The 19,484-nt window shown below is 48.9% G+C and carries 16 protein-coding genes; 10 read left to right on the top strand and 6 right to left on the bottom strand.

Going from position 1 to position 19,484, the window contains the following annotated elements; translation table 11 throughout:
- Positions 1–245 precede the first annotated feature (245 nt).
- Positions 246–2,234 (top strand): DNA mismatch repair endonuclease MutL, encoded by a 1,989-nt coding sequence (gene mutL, locus AYK67_RS01000; protein ID WP_068080997.1) that lies wholly within the window; start codon positions 246–248, stop codon positions 2,232–2,234.
- Between the two features lie 311 nt (positions 2,235–2,545).
- Here the strand turns inward: mutL and AYK67_RS00995 are convergent, their stop codons facing one another.
- A complete protein-coding gene (locus AYK67_RS00995) occupies positions 2,546–3,841 on the bottom strand; it encodes a porin (protein WP_068080994.1) in 1,296 nt (431 codons plus the stop codon).
- Positions 3,842–4,366: 525 nt separating this feature from the next.
- On the opposite strand from AYK67_RS00995, the gene AYK67_RS00990 reads away from it, so the two are divergent.
- Positions 4,367–4,807 (top strand): MerR family transcriptional regulator, encoded by a 441-nt coding sequence (locus tag AYK67_RS00990; RefSeq protein ID WP_068080991.1) that lies wholly within the window; start codon positions 4,367–4,369, stop codon positions 4,805–4,807.
- Between the two features lie 71 nt (positions 4,808–4,878).
- Here the strand turns inward: AYK67_RS00990 and rsmD are convergent, their stop codons facing one another.
- A complete protein-coding gene (gene rsmD, locus AYK67_RS00985) occupies positions 4,879–5,433 on the bottom strand; it encodes a 16S rRNA (guanine(966)-N(2))-methyltransferase RsmD (RefSeq protein ID WP_068080990.1) in 555 nt (184 codons plus the stop codon).
- 3 nt (positions 5,434–5,436) lie between these two features.
- Positions 5,437–7,245, bottom strand: a complete 1,809-nt coding sequence (locus tag AYK67_RS16810; RefSeq protein WP_156453004.1) for a pseudouridine synthase — start codon at positions 7,243–7,245, stop codon at positions 5,437–5,439.
- A gap of 331 nt (positions 7,246–7,576) precedes the next feature.
- Here AYK67_RS16810 and AYK67_RS00975 point away from each other — a divergent pair, with 331 nt between their 5' ends.
- Together AYK67_RS00975 and AYK67_RS00970 are read left to right on the top strand one after the other, a co-directional pair.
- Entirely contained in the window at positions 7,577–8,047 is a 471-nt protein-coding gene (locus AYK67_RS00975; protein ID WP_068080989.1) for a nucleoside deaminase, read from the top strand.
- Between the two features lie 307 nt (positions 8,048–8,354).
- Positions 8,355–9,461: a PLP-dependent cysteine synthase family protein gene (locus AYK67_RS00970; protein ID WP_068080982.1), complete on the top strand. Its 1,107-nt coding sequence runs from the start codon at positions 8,355–8,357 to the stop codon at positions 9,459–9,461.
- 76 nt (positions 9,462–9,537) lie between these two features.
- Here AYK67_RS00970 and AYK67_RS00965 read toward each other — a convergent pair whose 3' ends face one another.
- From AYK67_RS00965 to purD, 3 genes are all read right to left on the bottom strand, one after another.
- Entirely contained in the window at positions 9,538–11,829 is a 2,292-nt protein-coding gene (locus AYK67_RS00965) for an FdhF/YdeP family oxidoreductase (protein WP_068080979.1), read from the bottom strand.
- Positions 11,830–12,162: 333 nt separating this feature from the next.
- The gene (locus AYK67_RS00960) at positions 12,163–12,996 is read right to left on the bottom strand and encodes a patatin-like phospholipase family protein (protein WP_068080967.1); all 834 of its coding nucleotides are present in this window, start codon (positions 12,994–12,996) and stop codon (positions 12,163–12,165) included.
- 110 nt (positions 12,997–13,106) lie between these two features.
- Positions 13,107–14,387, bottom strand: coding sequence for a phosphoribosylamine--glycine ligase (gene purD / locus AYK67_RS00955; RefSeq protein WP_068080965.1), 1,281 nt, complete (start codon positions 14,385–14,387; stop codon positions 13,107–13,109).
- Between the two features lie 82 nt (positions 14,388–14,469).
- On the opposite strand from purD, the gene AYK67_RS00950 reads away from it, so the two are divergent.
- The 6 genes from AYK67_RS00950 (at position 14,470) to AYK67_RS00925 (ending at position 19,483) form a co-directional block, all read left to right on the top strand.
- Positions 14,470–15,081, top strand: a complete 612-nt coding sequence (locus tag AYK67_RS00950; RefSeq protein ID WP_068080964.1) for a hypothetical protein — start codon at positions 14,470–14,472, stop codon at positions 15,079–15,081.
- A 128-nt stretch (positions 15,082–15,209) separates the two neighbouring features.
- Positions 15,210–16,214 (top strand): 4-hydroxybenzoate octaprenyltransferase, encoded by a 1,005-nt coding sequence (gene ubiA / locus AYK67_RS00945; RefSeq protein ID WP_082735559.1) that lies wholly within the window; start codon positions 15,210–15,212, stop codon positions 16,212–16,214.
- A gap of 98 nt (positions 16,215–16,312) precedes the next feature.
- The gene (locus AYK67_RS00940; protein ID WP_068080963.1) at positions 16,313–17,656 is read left to right on the top strand and encodes a TldD/PmbA family protein; all 1,344 of its coding nucleotides are present in this window, start codon (positions 16,313–16,315) and stop codon (positions 17,654–17,656) included.
- The gene (locus tag AYK67_RS00935) at positions 17,643–18,443 is read left to right on the top strand and encodes a 3'(2'),5'-bisphosphate nucleotidase CysQ (protein WP_068080960.1); all 801 of its coding nucleotides are present in this window, start codon (positions 17,643–17,645) and stop codon (positions 18,441–18,443) included. Before AYK67_RS00940 ends, AYK67_RS00935 begins: the two co-directional genes overlap by 14 nt.
- Before the next feature lie 38 nt (positions 18,444–18,481).
- Positions 18,482–18,718 (top strand): DUF4170 domain-containing protein, encoded by a 237-nt coding sequence (locus tag AYK67_RS00930; protein ID WP_068080957.1) that lies wholly within the window; start codon positions 18,482–18,484, stop codon positions 18,716–18,718.
- 54 nt (positions 18,719–18,772) lie between these two features.
- Positions 18,773–19,483 carry a lysophospholipid acyltransferase family protein gene (locus AYK67_RS00925; RefSeq protein ID WP_068080955.1) on the top strand — a complete coding sequence of 237 codons (711 nt, stop codon included), beginning with the start codon at positions 18,773–18,775 and terminating at the stop codon, positions 19,481–19,483.
- The last annotated feature ends 1 nt before the right edge of the window (position 19,484 follow it).

The following is a 19,484-nucleotide window of genomic DNA, read 5'->3' as shown; positions in this document are numbered from 1 at the left end:
GTCAAAAATGACAGGGATAACCGGGGTGAGATATAGCTTGCCAGCCACATAACAGTTTATGCGCCTAGTCGCAATGAAAACCGGAGTGCACGCCTATACTTATTGCTTATGTCGCACCTAATGCGGCACTGGGGCTACAGGGCGCTTAAAAAGGTGCATGATCATGCGCGAATACTGGTAAAACCACGGTGTGCTGGCTACAACTATCGAAAAGCATATATACGGCAAGCATTAGGGAGCAGCACGTGAGCGTACGCCAGCTAAGTGATACAGTAATCAATCGCATTGCCGCAGGTGAGGTCATTGAGCGCCCTGCAAGTGTGATTAAGGAGCTGGTTGAAAACGCCATTGATGCTGGTGCCGACAGAATTGATGTGGTTACCGCAGCTGGTGGCAAAACTTTGATGCGTGTCACCGATAACGGCAAGGGGATGACACAGCAGGACTTGACGTTGGCGGTACGGCGCCATTGCACCTCCAAGTTACCTGAAAACGATCTGATGGATATCCGCAGTATGGGGTTTCGTGGCGAAGCGCTACCATCTATTGGCGCGATTTCTCGCCTCAGTATGACCACCAGAACGCAAGACCAAGAAAGCGGTTGGTCAATTACTGTGGAGGGCGGTCGTAATAGTGAAGTCGAACCTGCCAGTTTTAATCGGGGTACCAAAGTTGAGGTGCGAGATTTATTCTTCGCAGTCCCTGCGCGTTTGAAGTTTTTAAAATCGGACCGTGCTGAAACCACCGCAATTACCGATGTTGTAAAGCGTATTGCACTGGCCAATCCGCAGGTGCGTTTTTCCCTATCCGGTGCGGATCGACGCCCTCTGGAGCTGCCTGCCTGTACAGGTGAGAAAGCCCACTTGGCGCGTATTGGGCAGATACTGGGAGATGATTTTGTAAAAAACGCTTTGCCTATTGAGGCGGAACGGGAAGGAGTGAGGCTCTACGGCTTTGCAGGGCTGCCCACGTTTCACCGAGCGAATTCACTACACCAGTTTTTCTTCGTTAATGGTCGTCCCGTGCGCGATAAGCTCTTACTCGGGGCTCTAAGAGCGGGGTATGCGGATGTTTTGGCCCGTGATCGTCACCCGGTTGTTGTGTTATGTATTGACCTAGATCCCCACCATGTAGATGTGAATGTTCATCCAGCAAAAGCAGACGTGCGTTTTCGTGATGCACAGTTGGTGCGTGGCCTACTGGTCGGTTCATTGCGGCATGCCTTTGTCAGTGCGGGACATAAAGCCTCAACCGCCAACACGCAAACTGCCATTAAAGCTATGCAGGCCATGGGCGGGGCACCGGCGCAGCGCGAATACCAACCATCCTTGCAAATTCATAGTGGGCATAGCGTTGCGAGGCCGAACTTCGAGCGCAGCACAGCGCAAAACTACAACTGGCAACAATCACAGTATCGGCCGGAACATTCTCAGGCTGCCGATGGTTTTGCCGAAGAAAACGCGCCCCTTTGGTCGGCGAATGATATTGCCACCGCGCAAGAGCCGAGCGAAATACACCACTCATCTTTTGGTGGGCAATCCGAAAACCCTTCTGCCTATGTCTCGGCCCCTCAGGAATTCGCAGTGCCTTCAGCCGATGCCCGCGCATATGAGCGCGATTTTGAAGCGACAGCGCATGAGCAACAGGCTATGGCGAATCCGCTCGGTGCAGCGCGGGCGCAAATACATGAAACTTATATTATTGCCCAAACTGAGGATGGCTTGATTATTGTCGATCAGCACGCTGCCCATGAACGTCTGGTTTATGAGCGCTTGAAAACGGCACTGGCTGCCAGTGGTATTGCGCGACAAATGCTATTGATCCCTGAGGTAGTGGATCTGGCCGAAGATGAGGTTTCGCTATTGTTGGAGCGGGCAGAAGAGTTGGAAGAGCTTGGTCTGGTCGTTGAGCGCTTTGGCCCTGGGGCAATTGCCGTGCGAGAAACACCAGCCCTATTAAAAAGGCTCAATATTAAGGCATTAATCGCCGATCTCATTGATGACTTTGCCGAATTGGAAGCCTCTACCCGCCTGCGTGAAAAACTGGACCTAGTCGCGGCAACCATGGCCTGTCATGGCTCCATAAGGGCGGGCCGCCGTATGCGCCCAGAAGAGATGGATGCGTTATTGCGTGAAATGGAAAAAACCCCATTGTCGGGCCAATGTAATCATGGGCGGCCAACCTGGGTGCAGCTAAAGCTGACCGATATTGAGCGTTTGTTCGGGCGGGATTAGGCGAGTTTACATATTGAAGGGGAATTATCGACACCCTTCAATAACAACAACCCGTACGTAAAGTCTGCAATCAGCAATACGGATCAAATTGCAATGAGAAATGCACCAGCGTCATTCATTATGAACCGGGCAGTCATTTACCTATGAAAAGGGAAGCGGAGCAGCAAATAAAACGCTGTAACAGCCTGTGCCATAATCATTAAATGCGTGGAATAGATCGTAACAAACAAAAAGGTGGAAGCCATGCTCCACCTCCCAAGTTCCCGGCCGCTACAATGAATAGCGACCGGAGGGTTCTGATTTAAGTGGCCTCAGAAGTCCCTTTGAACACGAACCAGTACGGATACGATGTCGCGGCCATCAAGATCATGACCAAACCGGTCATCATCATCACCGTCCTGTAGATCGAAATCAAGGTTCCGGTAGGCAATTTCAGTACCGATCTCAAAGCCGTGTACTGGTGTCCAGCCGATTTTTGCTACAGCATCCGTTTGGTTAAAGTCTTGAATGCGTGTTGGGTTAACGGTTGCATACGATGCCTGAATGGCAAAGTTCCATTCATCCGAAAACTCGGTATACAAACCACCGGCCACAGACCAACCAGTTGTTAGATCGTCATCCGTGGTAAGATCCGCATTCTCGGTAGAGACGGAGTCAAACACCCGAACACCCCAGTCACTATGCACGTACCCCATAGCACCTTGAGCATAGCTGGACATCAAGGCAAACTGGGTGTTTTGCATAAAGTCTGTAAAGATCGGCAGGTACACTTCCACACCGCCACCAACGGCCCAGCCCACATCACTATCAGGATATGAAACGGCGTAGCGAACTTCGTGGACAGCAGCCATCAACTGGGCACTACCCCAACCTTGGTCAAGGCGTAAGTTTGCAACCAAATCAGGTGTACGGTTACCACCATAACCAATAGTGATGTTATTCTCATCATCTCTGGCTATGACTGATTCACGGCGGAAAGTCTGATCTTCTGCCGCGATGGAGAACGATAGGCCATTACCAAGATCAAAAGTGTAACCGGCAAGCCATAGAGTAACATCTGAGTAAGCGACGGTGTTGATGGCACCATATGCATAACCTGTCCAGAAGTCATAGAAACTATGTGTCTTACCAATTGTCATGCCACCAAACTGGATAAACGCATAATCAAGCGTCATATCAGTTGTTGGGTCGCTTGTTTCTGTCACAATTTCACGGTCAGCACCGTCAAACTCGGTCGTTTCACGTGTTTGTGAAAGCCGACCACTATCAACTGTGGCAAACAGATCGATATAAGCACGCAGCAAACCGTATTCGGTTTGTGTGCGGGCATCCATTCTCAAGTAACCACGAGCACGTGTTTGTGTGGAACGATCACGGCGGTCAGTCCAGTTGTTTGGCTCATCGCCAAAGTTGTTCCAGCGGTATTCAGCACGAACCCGTCCGCGAATGCGTAAGCATGTGTCCGTTCCAGGGATAAAGTAATAGCCGTTTCCATAGGCATCACAGATCTGAACGTATTCAATTGGCTCCGGTGCAGGAAGATCGGCTGCAAATACCGGAGTGGCACTCATAATAAGCGCAGCGGCGCTTGTCGTTAAGTGGCGCATGTCAGTACTCCTGTACAGGGTGTGAACCCACTCCTTTAAGGTTAATCGTCAAAAATACGCAGTTCCTTCGAGTAATACTCGAATTAGGCTCTTGTTTTATTTAAAACATGAATTCCCTGTCACGATTGATTGCATTCAATACTGTGTTTGGCAACATGCTTGCTTTAAAAACCCTAGGGAAACAATTTTTGCATATCTACCTGTTTCTTTCCTGCAACGATTTCGCAAAAACCTAGTTACTAGTGACAAATGGAATGTATGTATCGTTAAAAATGACGTTAACCCTATGTTATTCAACTATAAATATTTTATTAAGGAATGGAGGTGATGGCGTGAATTGTAGAAAGGATGATTCGACCGCCTCGATTTTTCCTGAAGTATAGATATAGTAAAATATAAGTAGATATAAATAACGGTAAATAATGAAATTTTGTTGAGTTTCTCGTTGTTGTGAGTGATTGGGTGGTTTTGACTGCGAGAAGCATCGGCGCTACAATTCAGCCTAAATCGTAACTGGAACGAAAAATGCTGACAATTGGCGAGCTTTCACGAGAAACGGGCATAAAAGTACCGACAATTAGGTACTATGAGCAAAAGGGGCTTTTAAAAACACCGGTGCGTACCGAGGGCAACCAGCGCCGCTATGAACCAAGTGATTTACAGCGCCTTCGCTTCATACGTCATGCGCGTGAGCTCGGGCTTACAATGGAGGCGGTAACAGAGCTGTTGCAGCTCAATGAGAACCCGCAGCTTTCTTGTCATAAAGCCCATGAAATAGCCTGTGCTCACTTGGCCTCAGTGCGCCAGCGCATCTCGCAGTTAATGCTATTAGAAAAAGAGTTGAGCGAAATAACGCAGGCCTGTCATGAAAACACAATGGCAGAGTGCCGGATTATTAAATCGCTTGCCGATTTTTCCCATTGTCATGCCGATCACGGGCAGGGGGCATATTCCAATAAAAAATAGGCCGCATATTAAGGATGCGGCCTAGCTATATTTGTCTGCGATATTTAAGTGTAGAGTGGGTGGCACAGGCATTAATGCCAGCGCAACACCATAAACTGGCTTTCACCTGCCTGTCGCTCGTCCAGGACCTCAAAGCCTACTGGAACATGCACACTTGCCTTAGCATCTTCTTCCAGAACACATAGCGCCCCGTCCAGTAACCAGCCACCTTCGCCAGCGCTAGCAAGCGCCTTTTCACCCAGCTCCTTCATGTAGGGCGGGTCGGCAAACAATAAGGAAAACGGCTTCATGGTACCCACACTGCCGAGAGTGAGCGCATCGCGCCTTAAAATGCGTGTGGCCCCCATTAATCCAAAGGCTTCCACATTACGGCGAATGAGCCCGCGTGCCTCTACCGCTTCTTCCACAAAGCAGCAATACTTGGCGCCACGGCTGAGCGCTTCCAGCCCTAAAGCACCGGTGCCGGCAAAAAGGTCCAGCACCCGCGCATCTTCTACGGGATTATCAAAAGAGTGCGCAAGAACATTAAACATGGTCTCACGCATCCGGTCGCTCGTTGGCCTTGTTGCCTGACTTTTGGGCGTGGCAAGTTGCTTGCCGCGAAACCGTCCCCCTACAATACGCACTGCTTACCTCTTGCCCTTAAAGCCCTTGCCACCATTACCAGAGCGAGGTGGGCGCTTACTATCAAAGTTGCCTTTGCCGCCGCCAAAGCCCCCACGACCAGCAGGCTTGCCCTCGCGTCGTTCACCGCGACTTGGGCGTTCGCCGCCGCGCTCGTAACGTTCGCCGCGTTGTGGCCGCTCACGCCGTTCTCCGCCATTGCCCCGCTCATCACGTGGGCCACGACTTGGGCGTTCATCGCGCGAACCGCCGTCATTATCCCGGCCCCGACCTTGGCCCTGACCAGGGCGTGGGCCTTTGCGTGGGCGTTCGTCCTTACGCTCCCATGGCTTGGTATCATCAAACTTACGGGTTGGCTGTGGCTCTTGGCCGCTGCGATCCTGCCGTTCACCGCGATTCCCGCGCCCGCCGCGATCAGCACGTTCGCCGCGCTCACCTCGACCACCACGTTCTTGGCTTTCTTCACTAGCCTTACGGCCAAAGCTGTCAAAGCCGCCACGCATGGAGCGCGTGCCAAACCGCCGTGGCTCTTCTTCACGCTTTGCTGCTTTTGGCTTGTGCTCATCCTCTACCTTAGGCTGGTACATCTCAACAGAGCCATCTGGCGAGACCACCCGCATAGGTTTGCGTCCAGTATGACCGCCGCGTTCATTACTGCCAAAACGGGTAGGTAGCCTATCGCGGCCGCCTGGCTTGCGAGCAAAAGAGCCAGAGGAGCGTTTACCGCTTTCATTGCCGGAACGTTCTTTAAAGGTACGCTCGCTTTCGTCTCTATCTTGCGGACGTGTCGAGCGCACGCTGACTTTACGCTCTTCATCATGGCGGGTTTCTGTTTTTCCGCCCTTCTTGGAAGAGCCACGCATAATTGCCGCCGCTTCTTTAGCGCTCATCCAGCCGCCACCAGCACCGCCACTTTTTTTGCGCTCGCGCTTGGGCTTTTCCTCTTTCGTATTCATATGGTGGATTACAGGAGCATCAAAATCCAGATCAGCCTCACTTACCAAACGCTCGCCAAGTTGATCCCGCAGCACGCGGCCACGAATTTCCTGAATTTCACCTTCACCCAAATCGCCAAGCTGGAAAGGGCCAAAGGAAACGCGGATCAACCGGTTCACGGCAAGCCCGAGATGCTCTAGAATTTTCTTAACTTCGCGGTTTTTTCCTTCGCGCAGGCCAATGGTAAGCCATACATTGTCGCCGCGCTCACTATCGAGCGTGGCTTCAACGGCTCCATATAAGACACCGTCAATGGCCACACCATCTGCCAATGCATTAAGCTGTTCTTGAGTGACTTTACCAAAGGCACGCACACGGTAACGGCGCAACCAGCCGGTTGTCGGCAGCTCGACGACCCTTGCCAAGCCACCGTCATTGGTAAGCAGCAACAAACCCTCGGTATTAAAGTCCAGGCGGCCTATCGTGACAACGCGTGGCATATCATCGGGCAATTTGTCAAAAACAGTTGTGCGGCCTTCCGGATCTTTATTTGTGGTCACGGTGCCTTTGGATTTATGGTAAAGCCATAGGCGGGTCCGTTCCTTTTTAGGAAGCGGTGCGCCGTCAACCATCACCTTGTCACGGGCAGTTATCGTAAAAGCCGGAGTGGTGAGTACCTCACCATTTACCGAAACCCGCCCCTCTTCAATCCAGCTTTCTGCGTCGCGCCGCGAGCACAGCCCGGCGCGCGCCATGGCCTTGGCAATGCGCTCACCACTAACAAGTGGGCGCTCGCTAATAGGAGCTTTACTGTTGTTTTTTTTGCTCTTGGGCGATGAAGCCTTCTTCGCTCCACCGGAATTCATTTTCTTGTTCATTGTTCATCGGCCTGACTGTTCGAACCTTCGTCTTGTAGGCGCACACGCTGCTGCCATACAAAGGGACATTTGTGTTGTAACCCTCTTAACGAAACTTGGTACTTTAATAGATCATGGAAAACTCTTAGCACCGCCTAATAGCAGAGCTGAGGCGCTACGCAAATGGTATGAGAGCAATCATAGGCCTTTTTTCTGAAATTTGTTTGGGTATTCTGCTTAAAATACGCCTCTTGCACAATTGCCATGGCCAACAAGAGCAGATGCACTTGCAATAAATGGCTATAAAGCGCAAGTGAAATGCACTGAAGCATAATATGACAACTGGGATAAAATGACAAAGGGCGCGATTGCAAAACGAAATGGTGGGTTTATGGACCGTGCTCTGGCCGAAGCCAAAGCGGCCGAGCAACGCGGTGAAGTGCCAATCGGCTGTGTTATTGTCCATGATGGCCAAGTGATTGCGGCCGAAGGGAACCGGACGTTGGAATTCAACGACCCGACAGCCCATGCGGAGGTGCTGGCCATTCGTAAAGCCGGTCAGATACTACGCTCACAACGTCTCAATAATTGCGATTTATATGTGACGCTTGAACCATGCCCAATGTGCGCAGCGGCAATATCGTTTGCGCGTATTCGCCGCCTTTATTATGGTGCCGCCGACAAAAAGGGTGGTGCGGTAGAAAGTGGTGTGCGCCTGTTTAGTGCCGATACCTGCCACCATAAACCGGAAGTTTACCCCTCACTTGCCGAAAGTGATTGTGCGCAGCTTTTGAAACACTTTTTCAAAGAAAGACGGAGCTAGCAACGCTTTTCCGCTTCTAGCCACCTGCAATAGTTCCTTGAGCAAATATAGCCTATGGCTTTTGTGTTTGTCCCAATGTTAAGCTAATTATCAGAACAAATGTTAGGTATTTTGCTTTTTATCAATGATGTTTGTTATCTAGCTTGTCATATCTTCTTAAGAAAAGACGATCCTCCACGATATTTTGGGGATCCTGGGACAATTGATTGGCTAATGGCTGGTGGGCGATACACTATTAGATGATTGTGCGAGCAACTGCGTTAATTGACACAATCACCTGTAGCCTTACCAACCTGAAGGAGCGCAAATGATTATTGAAAAATGTGAGGGTGTTGCTGCTTCTAATGCGCGAGAGCGTGAATGGGCTTTTGCAGCTATCCATAAAATTGAAGCGGACTATACCCGCTCGGCAGACACGCACCTGTTAAAATTGAACATACCAACACTCAATGAAGCCGGTATTGATATTTATTTGAAGGACGAGAGTACCCATCCTTCCGGTAGCCTTAAGCACCGTTTAGCAAGATCGCTTATCCTCTATGGTATTTGTAATGGTTGGATCAAGCGCGACACACTAATTGTTGAAGCTTCCTCTGGTTCAACTGCCATCTCGGAAGCCTATTTTGCCAACTTGATTGGTAACCCATTTATTGCTGTTGCACCCAAATCCACAGCACCGCGCAAGGTTAAGGCTATCGAGCAACTTGGTGGCGATGTACGCTTGGTTGATCCGCTATCCATCTATGATAAGGCCGAGGAAATTACTGCTCAGCAAAACGGTCATTATATGGATCAGTTCACCTACGCCGAGCGTGCCACTGACTGGCGGAGTAATAACAACATTGCAAATTCGCTCTTTTCTCAGATGAAGCAAGAACGCTATCCCATACCAAGTTGGGTGGTCATGAGTGCGGGGACTGGCGGCACATCAGCAACCATTGGCCGTTTTATTCGCTATCGCTCAGCAGAGTACGCCGCAACACAGCTGTGCGTTGTCGATCCGGATAATTCGGTTTTCTACGACTATTATCATAAGCGCGACCCTAAACTGACTAATTCAGCATGTTCGCGAATAGAAGGAATTGGCCGCCCGCGTGTCGAGCCATCCTTCATGCCAGATGTCATTGACCGCATGATGCATATTCCCGATGCAGCCAGTATTGCAACCATACGCTGGATGGAAACGCTTATGTGGCGTAAATGCGGTGGTTCAACAGGGACCAACGTTTTTGGTGCATTAGCCCTAGCAGAAGAAATGCGCACCAAAGGACAGCGCGGCTCTATCGTGACCTTGATATGTGATAGTGGTGAGCGGTATTTGGATACGCTTTATGATGATGGCTGGCTTGATGAGCAAAAGCTGGACCTCGCACCATACATGCAGCGCCTGCAAGAGTTTGCGCACAGTAAATAAATTCAAAAAAGCAACAATTTGAGTTTGAGTTCAAAGCCCGAATGGTATCATTTGGGCTTTGAAGCAAGGACTGTGATCAGGACGCACCGCTGATTTTGATCGATACAGGAATTGATTTAAAAGCGGGGGTTGGGCTTTCTTCACCGTGGGAATCGAGTGGAACCAAAGCATTCACCTCGGGGTAGTAGGCCGCAACACACCCCTCGGGGCAGTCGTAGCTCACAACCGTAAAGCCGTGGACTTTATGGCTGTCTCCCTCAGTACCAACAGTTTTCAAATCAACGTTGGCGCCTTCTCGCAAACCTGCCCGACGGATATCTTTGGGATTCATAAACACAACTTTACGTGTGCCGCGAATGCCTCGGTAACGGTCATTTTCTGAAAAAATCCGCAGGCCAAGCTGATCGTGTGAACTGGTCGCCTGTAAGACAAAGCAAGGTTCTGGTTCACTCAGCATTTGTTGATAAACGGTTTTTTCCGGTAAGCCGCCATAGGAAAACTCGGCCCGTCCGCTTGCGGTTTGCCAGTCCCTGTCTCTTGCGCTGTTACTGAGATAATAACCGTGACCCTGCTGGATTTTAAAGTTAAACTCTTTATAGCCAGGCAAGACCTGCTCTATTTGTTGGCGAATGCGCCCGTAATCGGTGCAAAGAAGGTCCCAGTTCACCTGCGTGCGCCCGACTGTTTCTTTGGCAATACCGGCAATAATGGAAACTGGGCTGCGTACCAGTTCGCCAATGGGGCGGTTGGGGCCTGTGGAGCCGCGAACAACAGAAAGATTGTCTTCATAGGTCGTTATTTGCTCGCCACCCTTTTGAGTATCCATTTCTGTAGGGTTAAGGCAAGGCAAAATATAAGCTTTTTCGCCATTATGAAGGTGTGTGCGGTTCAATGATGATCCAATGTGAACCGTGAGCTTCATATTATCCATTGCCTTAACAGCGCTATTTCGCTCGGCTTGAGAGGATAAAAAGTTACCGCCTAGTCCCATGAAGACTTTAGCTTCACCCGAGAGCATTTTGTTAAGTGCTCCAAATGAATTAACACCGTCATCGGTGTTGGGTTCAAAACGGAAAACGCGTTCTAATGATTTGAGTAGCTGTGGGTTGGGCTGCTCGCTTAAGCCCATACTTGTTATGCCTTGTGCATTGCCTTGATGGCGCATAGGGCAAAGACCAGCACCCATTTTTCCTATATTTCCGCGCAATAGGGCAACGTTCACAATTTCTCGAACTGTTTCATAGCCGTGCTTGTGTTGAGTAACACCGCTGCCCCAACAGAAAATAGCGCGGTTGGCCTGCGTATAAATGCGCGCGGCTTCTTCTATTTGTCGCTGCGTGAGACCGGACTGGTCTTCAATAGCTTTCCACGAGGTCTTATTGACGGCTTGTTCGAAATATTCAAAATTTTCACAGTGATTTTCAAGAAAGCCCTGCACCAAAGTGCCAGAGCCAAGCATGCTCTCATAATCCCAGGTAAACAGCGCTTTGGCAATGCCGCGCATTACCGCCATGTCACCGCCACTCTTAACCTTCATAAAATAGTTAGAGATTGTTGTTTTTTGCCTAAAAAACAACTCCGAAGGGTCGCGTGGATCGACAAACTCTTGTAGAGCACGCTCCTCAAGCGGATTAATGCTGATAATCTTAACGCCACGTTTAACTGCTTTGCGCAGTTCACGCATGAAACGCGGACTGCTTGAGCCGGGATTATGGCCAATGATAAAGATTAGGTCTGTACGCTCAAAATCGCTTAGGTTTACAGTCCCTTTAATTGTGCCAATCGCTGCCTTTAAAGCGCTATTGCTTGATTCAAGTTGTGTATTTTCATCGCGAGGGAAATTGTTGGTGCCAAACATGCGCCCAAACAATTGATAGAGAAATGCAGCTTCATTGCTATTATCGCCAGAGGCGTAAAAAATAGCTTCGTCAGGAGAGGCAAGCTGTTTTAATTCACTCGCAATGTCACTTAATGCCCGCGCCCAGCTAACACTATTATAAACGCCGCTCTTTCGACTATAGCGCAGTGGCTGAGTGATCCGTCCCAGTTGTGCAAGCTCCAGATCACTAAACGACTGCAGCACCCTGACTGGTGTGGACTGAATGTAACTTTCCGGTATTTGGCGACGGGCTGTTTCCCAAGCCATCGTTTTCACGCCATTTTCACAAAATTCAAAATACCCAGTTTCGTCGGGTTTACCCCAACTACACCCATGGCAGACAACCCCGTCGGGCTGGTTGGTTTTCAAAAGAGTTTTGACGCCGGTGTAAATATCGGTGTTTTGAATAAGAGTTTCACCAGCGCTGGTAATCGATCCCCAGCCACCTGCAGGTTTGGTATACGCTTTGTGCGGTAGCTTCTTTGACAAGGGAGATCCTCCGGTTGGTCTGGCCAAAGTGCTGGTAAAAAGTGAGACAATTGCGCACCTTAAAAGGCGAGGCTGTTCCCACGCTGACAAAAACCAAGATTAGTAGCATAACATACAAGAATACAACTAAAGATTGCTAAAAATAAATATTTCTAGTGGAGATGATGTTGAAGGATAATTTTTATATTAATTCGCATCTATTCTTGGAATATATAAGTATAACTTACCTAAAGTCATCTTTATTACTATAAAGAAGTGATTCATATAATTAAAATATTACGCAAAATTTATTGATATGCGCTCAAGTTTTCTCATTGGAGTAATTGTAAACAATTAGTCGTTTAATAGGCCGATTTTTTGCTTAACTAAGGATACAGTTTCGTCCCGAAGCGTATCGCAGGCGGCTAAAATTTGATCGGCTTTCATAAAGTCCATAACTTTGAAAGGCTCGATTTTAGGCCGAATAACCAAATCCGGTGCTCGTTCCCGGTGTTTTTCACGTGCAATTGTTTGCATGAGTATTTGCATAGCGCCGACGGCACAATCTATACCACTTGGTGCTGTGCCGGCTTCATCGCGGGCCGGCCGCCCAACGACATCAACTGCAAGTATAAAATCCAAATCCTTAGGCAGACAATCAAATGGCATCGGGTTCACAACCCCGCCATCAATAAGGAGATTATTGTCATAGGCGACCGGTTTGAACAGAAAAGGAATAGCAATACTACCTGCAATGGCGGGCAGTAATGGTCCGCTTTGGTGCAAAACCTCGGAGCCACTATAATAGTCACCGGAAACTGTTATTAAGGGGATCTTTAACTCCTCAAAGGTTTCGGGCAATAAATCCTCACTGAAAATCTCAAGGACCCTCTGCGGATTAACCTGGGTGAGCGTCATTTTTGTCAACTCAGAGAATGTGCGCGGCCGCAATTGCCATAACTTGCTGGCAACGCTGTTTCTATTTTTGAAACTATCAAGAATAAATTGCCTCAAAAAATCGCCGCTCAGACCAGCTGCATAACCTGCGCCCAATAGTGAACCAATAGATGTGCCAGCAATAGCAACAGGGGTTATACCCATCTCGTCAAGGGCTTCAAAAACAGGAATATGCGCCAGACCACGCGCCCCGCCGCCACTTAACGCCAACCCAACTCGTATATTTTTCATTACAGTTCACCGCGAAACGTTTGGTAATTGCTCAATATGGCACAATAAATTAAACAATAGCTCAAAAAAAAAGCCGGGCACAAGGACCGGCTTTATACCTCCTGGAGGTGTTATTTCTTGTGTTCTCTTTCTACCGCGCGCCAACCGATATCCTCACGGTAAAAGCCATTTTCCCATTTAACCGATTGTAAGCGGGTATAGGCTTTTTCTTTGGCTTCGCTCACTGTAGCGCCACGTGCTGTAATGTTCAAAACGCGCCCGCCGGTTGCCAACAACTGACCATCTTTTTCGCAAGTGCCCGCATGAAAGAGCATTGTTGAGCCATCGGCAAAATCGCTACCTAAGTCGTCAATAACGGTTCCTTTTTCATAGGAACCAGGATAGCCTTGACTTGCCATAACGACTGTTAAGGCGGTTTCGTCAAACCACTCTGCTTCTACCTTGTCCAATGTACCTTCGGCGCAAGCAAGCAACAATGGCAAGAAATCGGACTTAAGGCGCAGCATCAGCACCTGACATTCAGGATCGCCAAAGCGGGCATTATACTCTATCAGCTCCGGCCCTTTATCAGTAATCATCAACCCTGCATAAAGCACCCCTTGGAATGGCATAGCTTCTGCACGCATTTGCTCAACTGTCGGCTTGATAATAGTATCCAAGGTTTGTTGAATGAGCTCCTCGCTCATCACCGGAGCAGGGGAGTAAGCACCCATGCCACCAGTATTGGGGCCTGCGTCATTGTCATAGGCACGCTTGTGATCTTGCGCGGTAGCAAGCGGCAAGATGTTGGTGCCATCGGTAAGTACAAAGAAGCTGGCTTCTTCACCATCCAAAAAGGCTTCAATCACCACTTCGGCACCAGCAGAACCAAATGCGCCTTCAAAGCAATTATCGATTGCGGCAAGAGCTTCCGCTTCATCTTGTGCAATCACAACCCCTTTACCGGCTGCCAGCCCATCGGCTTTAATAACAATGGGATAGCTTTGCGAAGACAAGTATTTTTTTGCCTCAAGGGCTGAAGTGAAACGGCCATAGGCGGCAGTTGGAATGTTGGCCCGTTGGCACAGGTCCTTGGTAAACCCTTTGGAGCCTTCCAGCTGGGCAGCGGCCTTTGATGGGCCAAATACCAATAAGTCGTTAGCACGTAAACTATCGGCAAGACCATCAACAAGTGGCGCTTCGGGACCAACCACAACCAGCTTGACCAAATTTTCTCGGCAAAAAGCGACAACTTTTTCGTGGTCTTCAATATCCAGTGCCACATTCTCACCGCAAGCCTTGGTACCCGCATTGCCAGGAGCAATAAAAAGTTTGTTCAGCACAGGAGATTTTGCCAGCGCCCAAGCCAAAGCATGTTCGCGGCCACCAGAGCCAATCAGAAGAATGTTCATTGTTAATGGACCTCGTTAACCCTATGTCGCGCATATTGCGCATGGTGCGGCACAAATACCAACTAAAAGCGTCCTAATAAACATGAATTATGCTTTGGAACGCATGCTTGCTGGTAAACGAATACAAAAAGAAAACAAGATGACTCCAATAAAAATCACAGTAAATGAGGTAACACCATTTAATATGCGAGATTTTTTGCAGTTAATGAAGGAATATCGTTCTTCAATGCAGCTACCACAAACAAAAAGCTATGATGATGCCTTGCAAACATTGCTTATTGACGCTTCACTTGGTCAGGCATGGCTAATCACTGCTAATCGTATTCAAATTGGTTTTGCTCTGGCAAGTTATATCTATTTGCCGGAATACGACGGGCGGATCGCATTACTAACCAGCTGGCACATGCCGTTAATCGAATACTCCTCATTAGTGCAATCACGCTTAACAGATGAAACAATTACAGCAATTGCAGATGACTTGCAGTCCACAGGCAGCAAGGCAATGGCAATTCCTCTGTCAATTCTTAGTTCTGTCTATATTGATGGTCTGACATATGAAATAGATAACAAGCCCTTGTCATTACCACAACAAGCAAGGTTTTGCGATAATCACATAGCGCTGATCGCCCCCGGCACATCAACACGATGGCAATTAGGCTCTATTGATTACATCATGTGGCAATTCTATCCATAAATTGTGTGGTTGAGACCGGGCTTTCCCTTGGTTGCTGTGTTTTACGTGTTTTGCAAACAGGAATTAACTGCTAAAACCGCCTTAAATGATCACAAAGCCCACAATTTGGTCAACTTGCAGGAAAATAAATGCCCTTGCAGACGCCTTTTGAAGAAAAGTCGAACTCGAATAACCACAACAATAATTCACCCCAAGCGGCGCACGCTCCCGTAGCTGATGCTGTGAAAGGGCACTGGGTTGATACCGTTTTGCCTGAACAGTGGCGTCCGTATGCCCGTTTGGCCCGTTGGGAGCGGCCCATAGGTTGGTGGTTATTGCTCTGGCCATGTCTTTGGTCTCTCACATTGGCCACCATAGCAACAGATGCCGGTCTACCTAATGCCTATTATGCCCTGTTGTTCTTTATCGGCGCTGTGGCCATGCGCGGTGCGGGTTGCACCTACAACGACTTGGTAGATAAAAATATTGACGATAAGGTCGAGCGTACCCGTTCAAGGCCCATACCATCGGGACAAGTGAGCCTGCGCAATGCAAAGCTATTCATGTTGCTTCAATTGTTCATTGGCCTAATGGTGCTGATCCAGCTCAATCTCTACACAATAATTCTTGCCAGTTCATCGCTGGTTATTGTTGCCCTATATCCGTTTATGAAGCGCATTACCAATTGGCCCCAATTATTTTTGGGGCTGGCGTTTTCTTGGGGGGCACTGGTGGGATGGAGTACGCTCACCGGCTCGTTAAGCGCTGCACCCGTTTTGCTTTACCTTGGCGGCATATGCTGGACCATCGGTTATGACACCATCTATGCTCATCAGGATAAAGAGGATGATGCGCTCGTTGGGGTACGTTCAACGGCGCGGCTGTTTGGCGATAAAACGAAATTTGCACTGGTAATTTTATATAGTCTGACGCTGCTTTGCTTCACAGCTGCTTATATACTTGCCGGAGCAAAATACGCAGCTTTCATGGGCTTGGCTTTGGGGGCAGTTCACCTGCTCTGGCAGATATATCAACTTAATATTGATAATGCTGACGACTGCCTGCGCTTGTTTAAATCCAACAGCAAGTTCGGTCTTCTCGTATTTCTGGGGCTACTTGCTGACAGTCTGTTGCAAGGCACTATGCCCATATAGCAGCAAACCCATTTATTTTGGCAATATTTTTTCAAGGTATGCTTGCTTAAGCAACGCTTGCAGCCTAGAAAACCACTGTTGTAATTGGAGGTTGGGAAATGACACAGCAGATAGAAAACAGTCGCTTGCAGGACCGTGCGCTTCACTTGGTTGAAGCGGCACAAAAGGCCGGAGCTGATGCGGCTGATGCTGTTGCCGTAACCTCGCAATCTTTATCGGTCGCCGTACGTGAAGGTAAAGTTGAAACCACAGACCGTTCCGAAGGGGATGGCTTATCTTTGCGTGTCTTTGTTGGCCAACGAAGCGCGAGTATATCTACCAACCGCGAAGAAGATATTGAAGCGCTTGCACAGCGTGCCGTGCAAATGGCAACAGTCAGCCCTCAAGACCCTTATGCCGGACTGGCAGATCAAGACCGCTTGCTGAAAGAAATACCGCTGTTAGACCTCATAGACGATACTGAGGTAAGCGCAACCATGCTGCAAGATGTTGCTTTAAGGGCTGAAGAAGCCGGTATGGCTGTACAAGGTACCACCAAATCAGGCGGGGCCAGTGCAGGTTGGGGACTTTCAGGCATGGTACTTGCGACGTCGCATGGCTTTGTCGGCGCGTATCAGCGGTCCCGTTCCAGCTTCTCCATGGTTGCAGTTGCAGGCGAGGGGACCAATATGGAACGCGACTATGATTATGATTCGCGCACGTACTGGTCTGACCTCGATAGCGCGGAGAAGATTGGCCAAAGCGCAGGGGAGCGTGCCGTCCGGCGCATGAATCCAAGAAAACTCGAGACCTGTAAAGTACCAGTGTTTTACGACCCGCGCGTCGCCAGTTCACTTCTAGGACATTTTGCCGGCGCCATATCTGGGGCAGCTATCGCCCGTGGCACCAGCTTCCTTAAAGATCAGCTTGGCAAGCAGGTTTTTTCCAAAGCTATAAATATCACCGATAACCCTTACAAACCCAGAGGAGCAGGTACTGCACCCTTTGATGGTGAAGGGACAGCCGCGCCGACGCTGCGGTTAATCGAGGATGGTGTCTTAACCTCATGGCTTCTCGACAGTGCCAGCGCACGTGAGTTGGGCTTAACCCCCAACGGACGCGCTCGCCGCTCCGGTTCTACCACCATTCCTGGCACCACAAACCTTACGCTAAGCGAAGGTGATTTAAGCCGTGAGCAGCTATTGCAACACTTTGGTAGTGGCTTGCTGATAACTGAAATGATTGGCAGTGGTGCCAATGGTGTTACCGGCGATTATTCGCGCGGGGCCTCCGGTTTCTGGGTCGAGAACGGGGAAATTGCGTATCCGGTGAGTGAAATCACCATTGCAAGTAATATGCGCGACATGTTTATGAATATGACAGCGGCAAGCGATTTGGATCAAAGATATGCCGTTGCCGCCCCCACACTAGCGGTGGAAGGAATGACAATTGCCGGGAATTGATCAATTCACCAAGGAAAAAGATCTGGTCTTGTTGCGTAATGCTGCCATAGCCGGTGGCATGATTGCAAAACGCTATTTTGGAGAAAACCCCCAAAGTTGGACCAAGCAGGGCAACTCACCTGTATCAATTGCCGATTTGGAAGTTGACCGCTTTTTAAAAGACACACTGTTAAAAGCCCGTCCTGACTATGGTTGGCTCTCGGAAGAATCAGAGGACAATCCGGAACGTTTGAAAAAGCAGCGGGTATTTGTGGTCGACCCCATTGATGGCACAAGAGCGTTTTTATTCAACAAGTCCGAATGGTGTGTAAGTGTGGCCATTGTCGAAAATGGTCGCCCTTATGCAGGTGTCGTTTATTGCCCGGTACGTGATGAGCTTTTTACAGCCACTTCGCAAGGTGGCGCATTTAAAAACGATGTACCTATCAAAGTCTCCGCAAAGGAAGACGTTGAAAATTCATTAGTTTCTGGACCAGATAGATTGCTGTCCTCTCCCAAGGCTAAGGCTGCGAGCTTACAGTTTCAGCCCAAAATTGGCTCACTAGCCTATCGTTTTGCCATGGTTGCTGATGGCCGGTTGGATGCAGCTATGGCGCAGGCCCGGGCAAGTGATTGGGATTTAGCTGCAGTGGATTTGCTACTTGCAGAAGCCGGCGGCCAGCTGGTTGATGCACAGGGCAATGCGCTTCTCTACAATAAATCGTCTACCAACCACCCGGAACTGGTGGCATCTCCTGTCAAACTGTTTAAAAGGCTACAAGGAATTTTCCGTAGGGATGAACCCTAGGATGAGATTGTTGTTCCAAGTGGCTTACAGGAGGAAATATGACCCAAGAACACGAAAATAAACAATTGTTACACCTGGTCTTTGGCGGTGAATTGGAAGACATCTCGGATATCACTTTTAGAGACCTTGAAAAACTTGATATTGTTGGCATATATCCCAACTACACTGAAGCTCATGCCGCTTGGAAGGCGAAAGCTCAAAGCTCGGTAGATAATGCATTAATGCGTTATTTTATCGTACACATGCATCGCTTGTTGGATCCCCAACAAAGCTAATCGCAAAAGAACTTCTTTTGTGAAAGCCTGTTCGGCTTAGGAAAACTGATAAAAATGCTAAAAAAACTGGGGCGTCACCCTTTATTGTTGAAATTCATGGGCCTGATGATGGCCTATTACTTGCTCCTTGTACGTAAAACAAGCAGCGTTGAAATGGATCCGCCGGGTTTCCTCGACCAACATAAAAATATGACGCCCTTTGTTGTGTCCATGTGGCATGGACAACATTTTTTAACCCCATTTGCCCGCCCACAAGACTGGGAAATACGTGTGATGGTTTCCAAAAGCGCGGATGGAGAAATCAACGCCGTCGCCGCCAAGCGCTTAGGGATAGGGCTTATCCGCGCCTCGGGAGCTCAAAAGGCTCACCAGATCAGCAAACGCGGTGGACTACGCGGTTTTATAGAAGCCATGCGCGCCTTGAAAGAGGGGGCAAGCGTTGCCATGACGGCAGATGTTCCCAAAGGTCCTGCGAGAGTTTCGGGCATGGGCATCATTCAGCTTGCAAAGCACTCTGGCCGCCCCATTTTACCTATGGCGATTGCCTCAAGCAGGCACTATGATTTTAACAGCTGGGATAAAGCCAGTTTGAATTTACCGTTCAGCCATATATGCATGTCGTTCGCTGAGCCGATAAATGTGCCTTCAAATGCGACTGAAAGTGAGTTGGAAGAACTACGCCAACAGCTAGAAAACGTAATGAACGATATTACCGCACGTGCTTATGAGCGCGCGTACAACAAAAGAAAGGCCTTGAAGGCGTGAC

Source organism: Polycladidibacter stylochi (assembly GCF_001562055.1).
Lineage (GTDB): Bacteria > Pseudomonadota > Alphaproteobacteria > Rhizobiales > Stappiaceae > Pseudovibrio > Pseudovibrio stylochi.
This window is presented reverse-complemented; position numbering and strand designations above follow the sequence as displayed.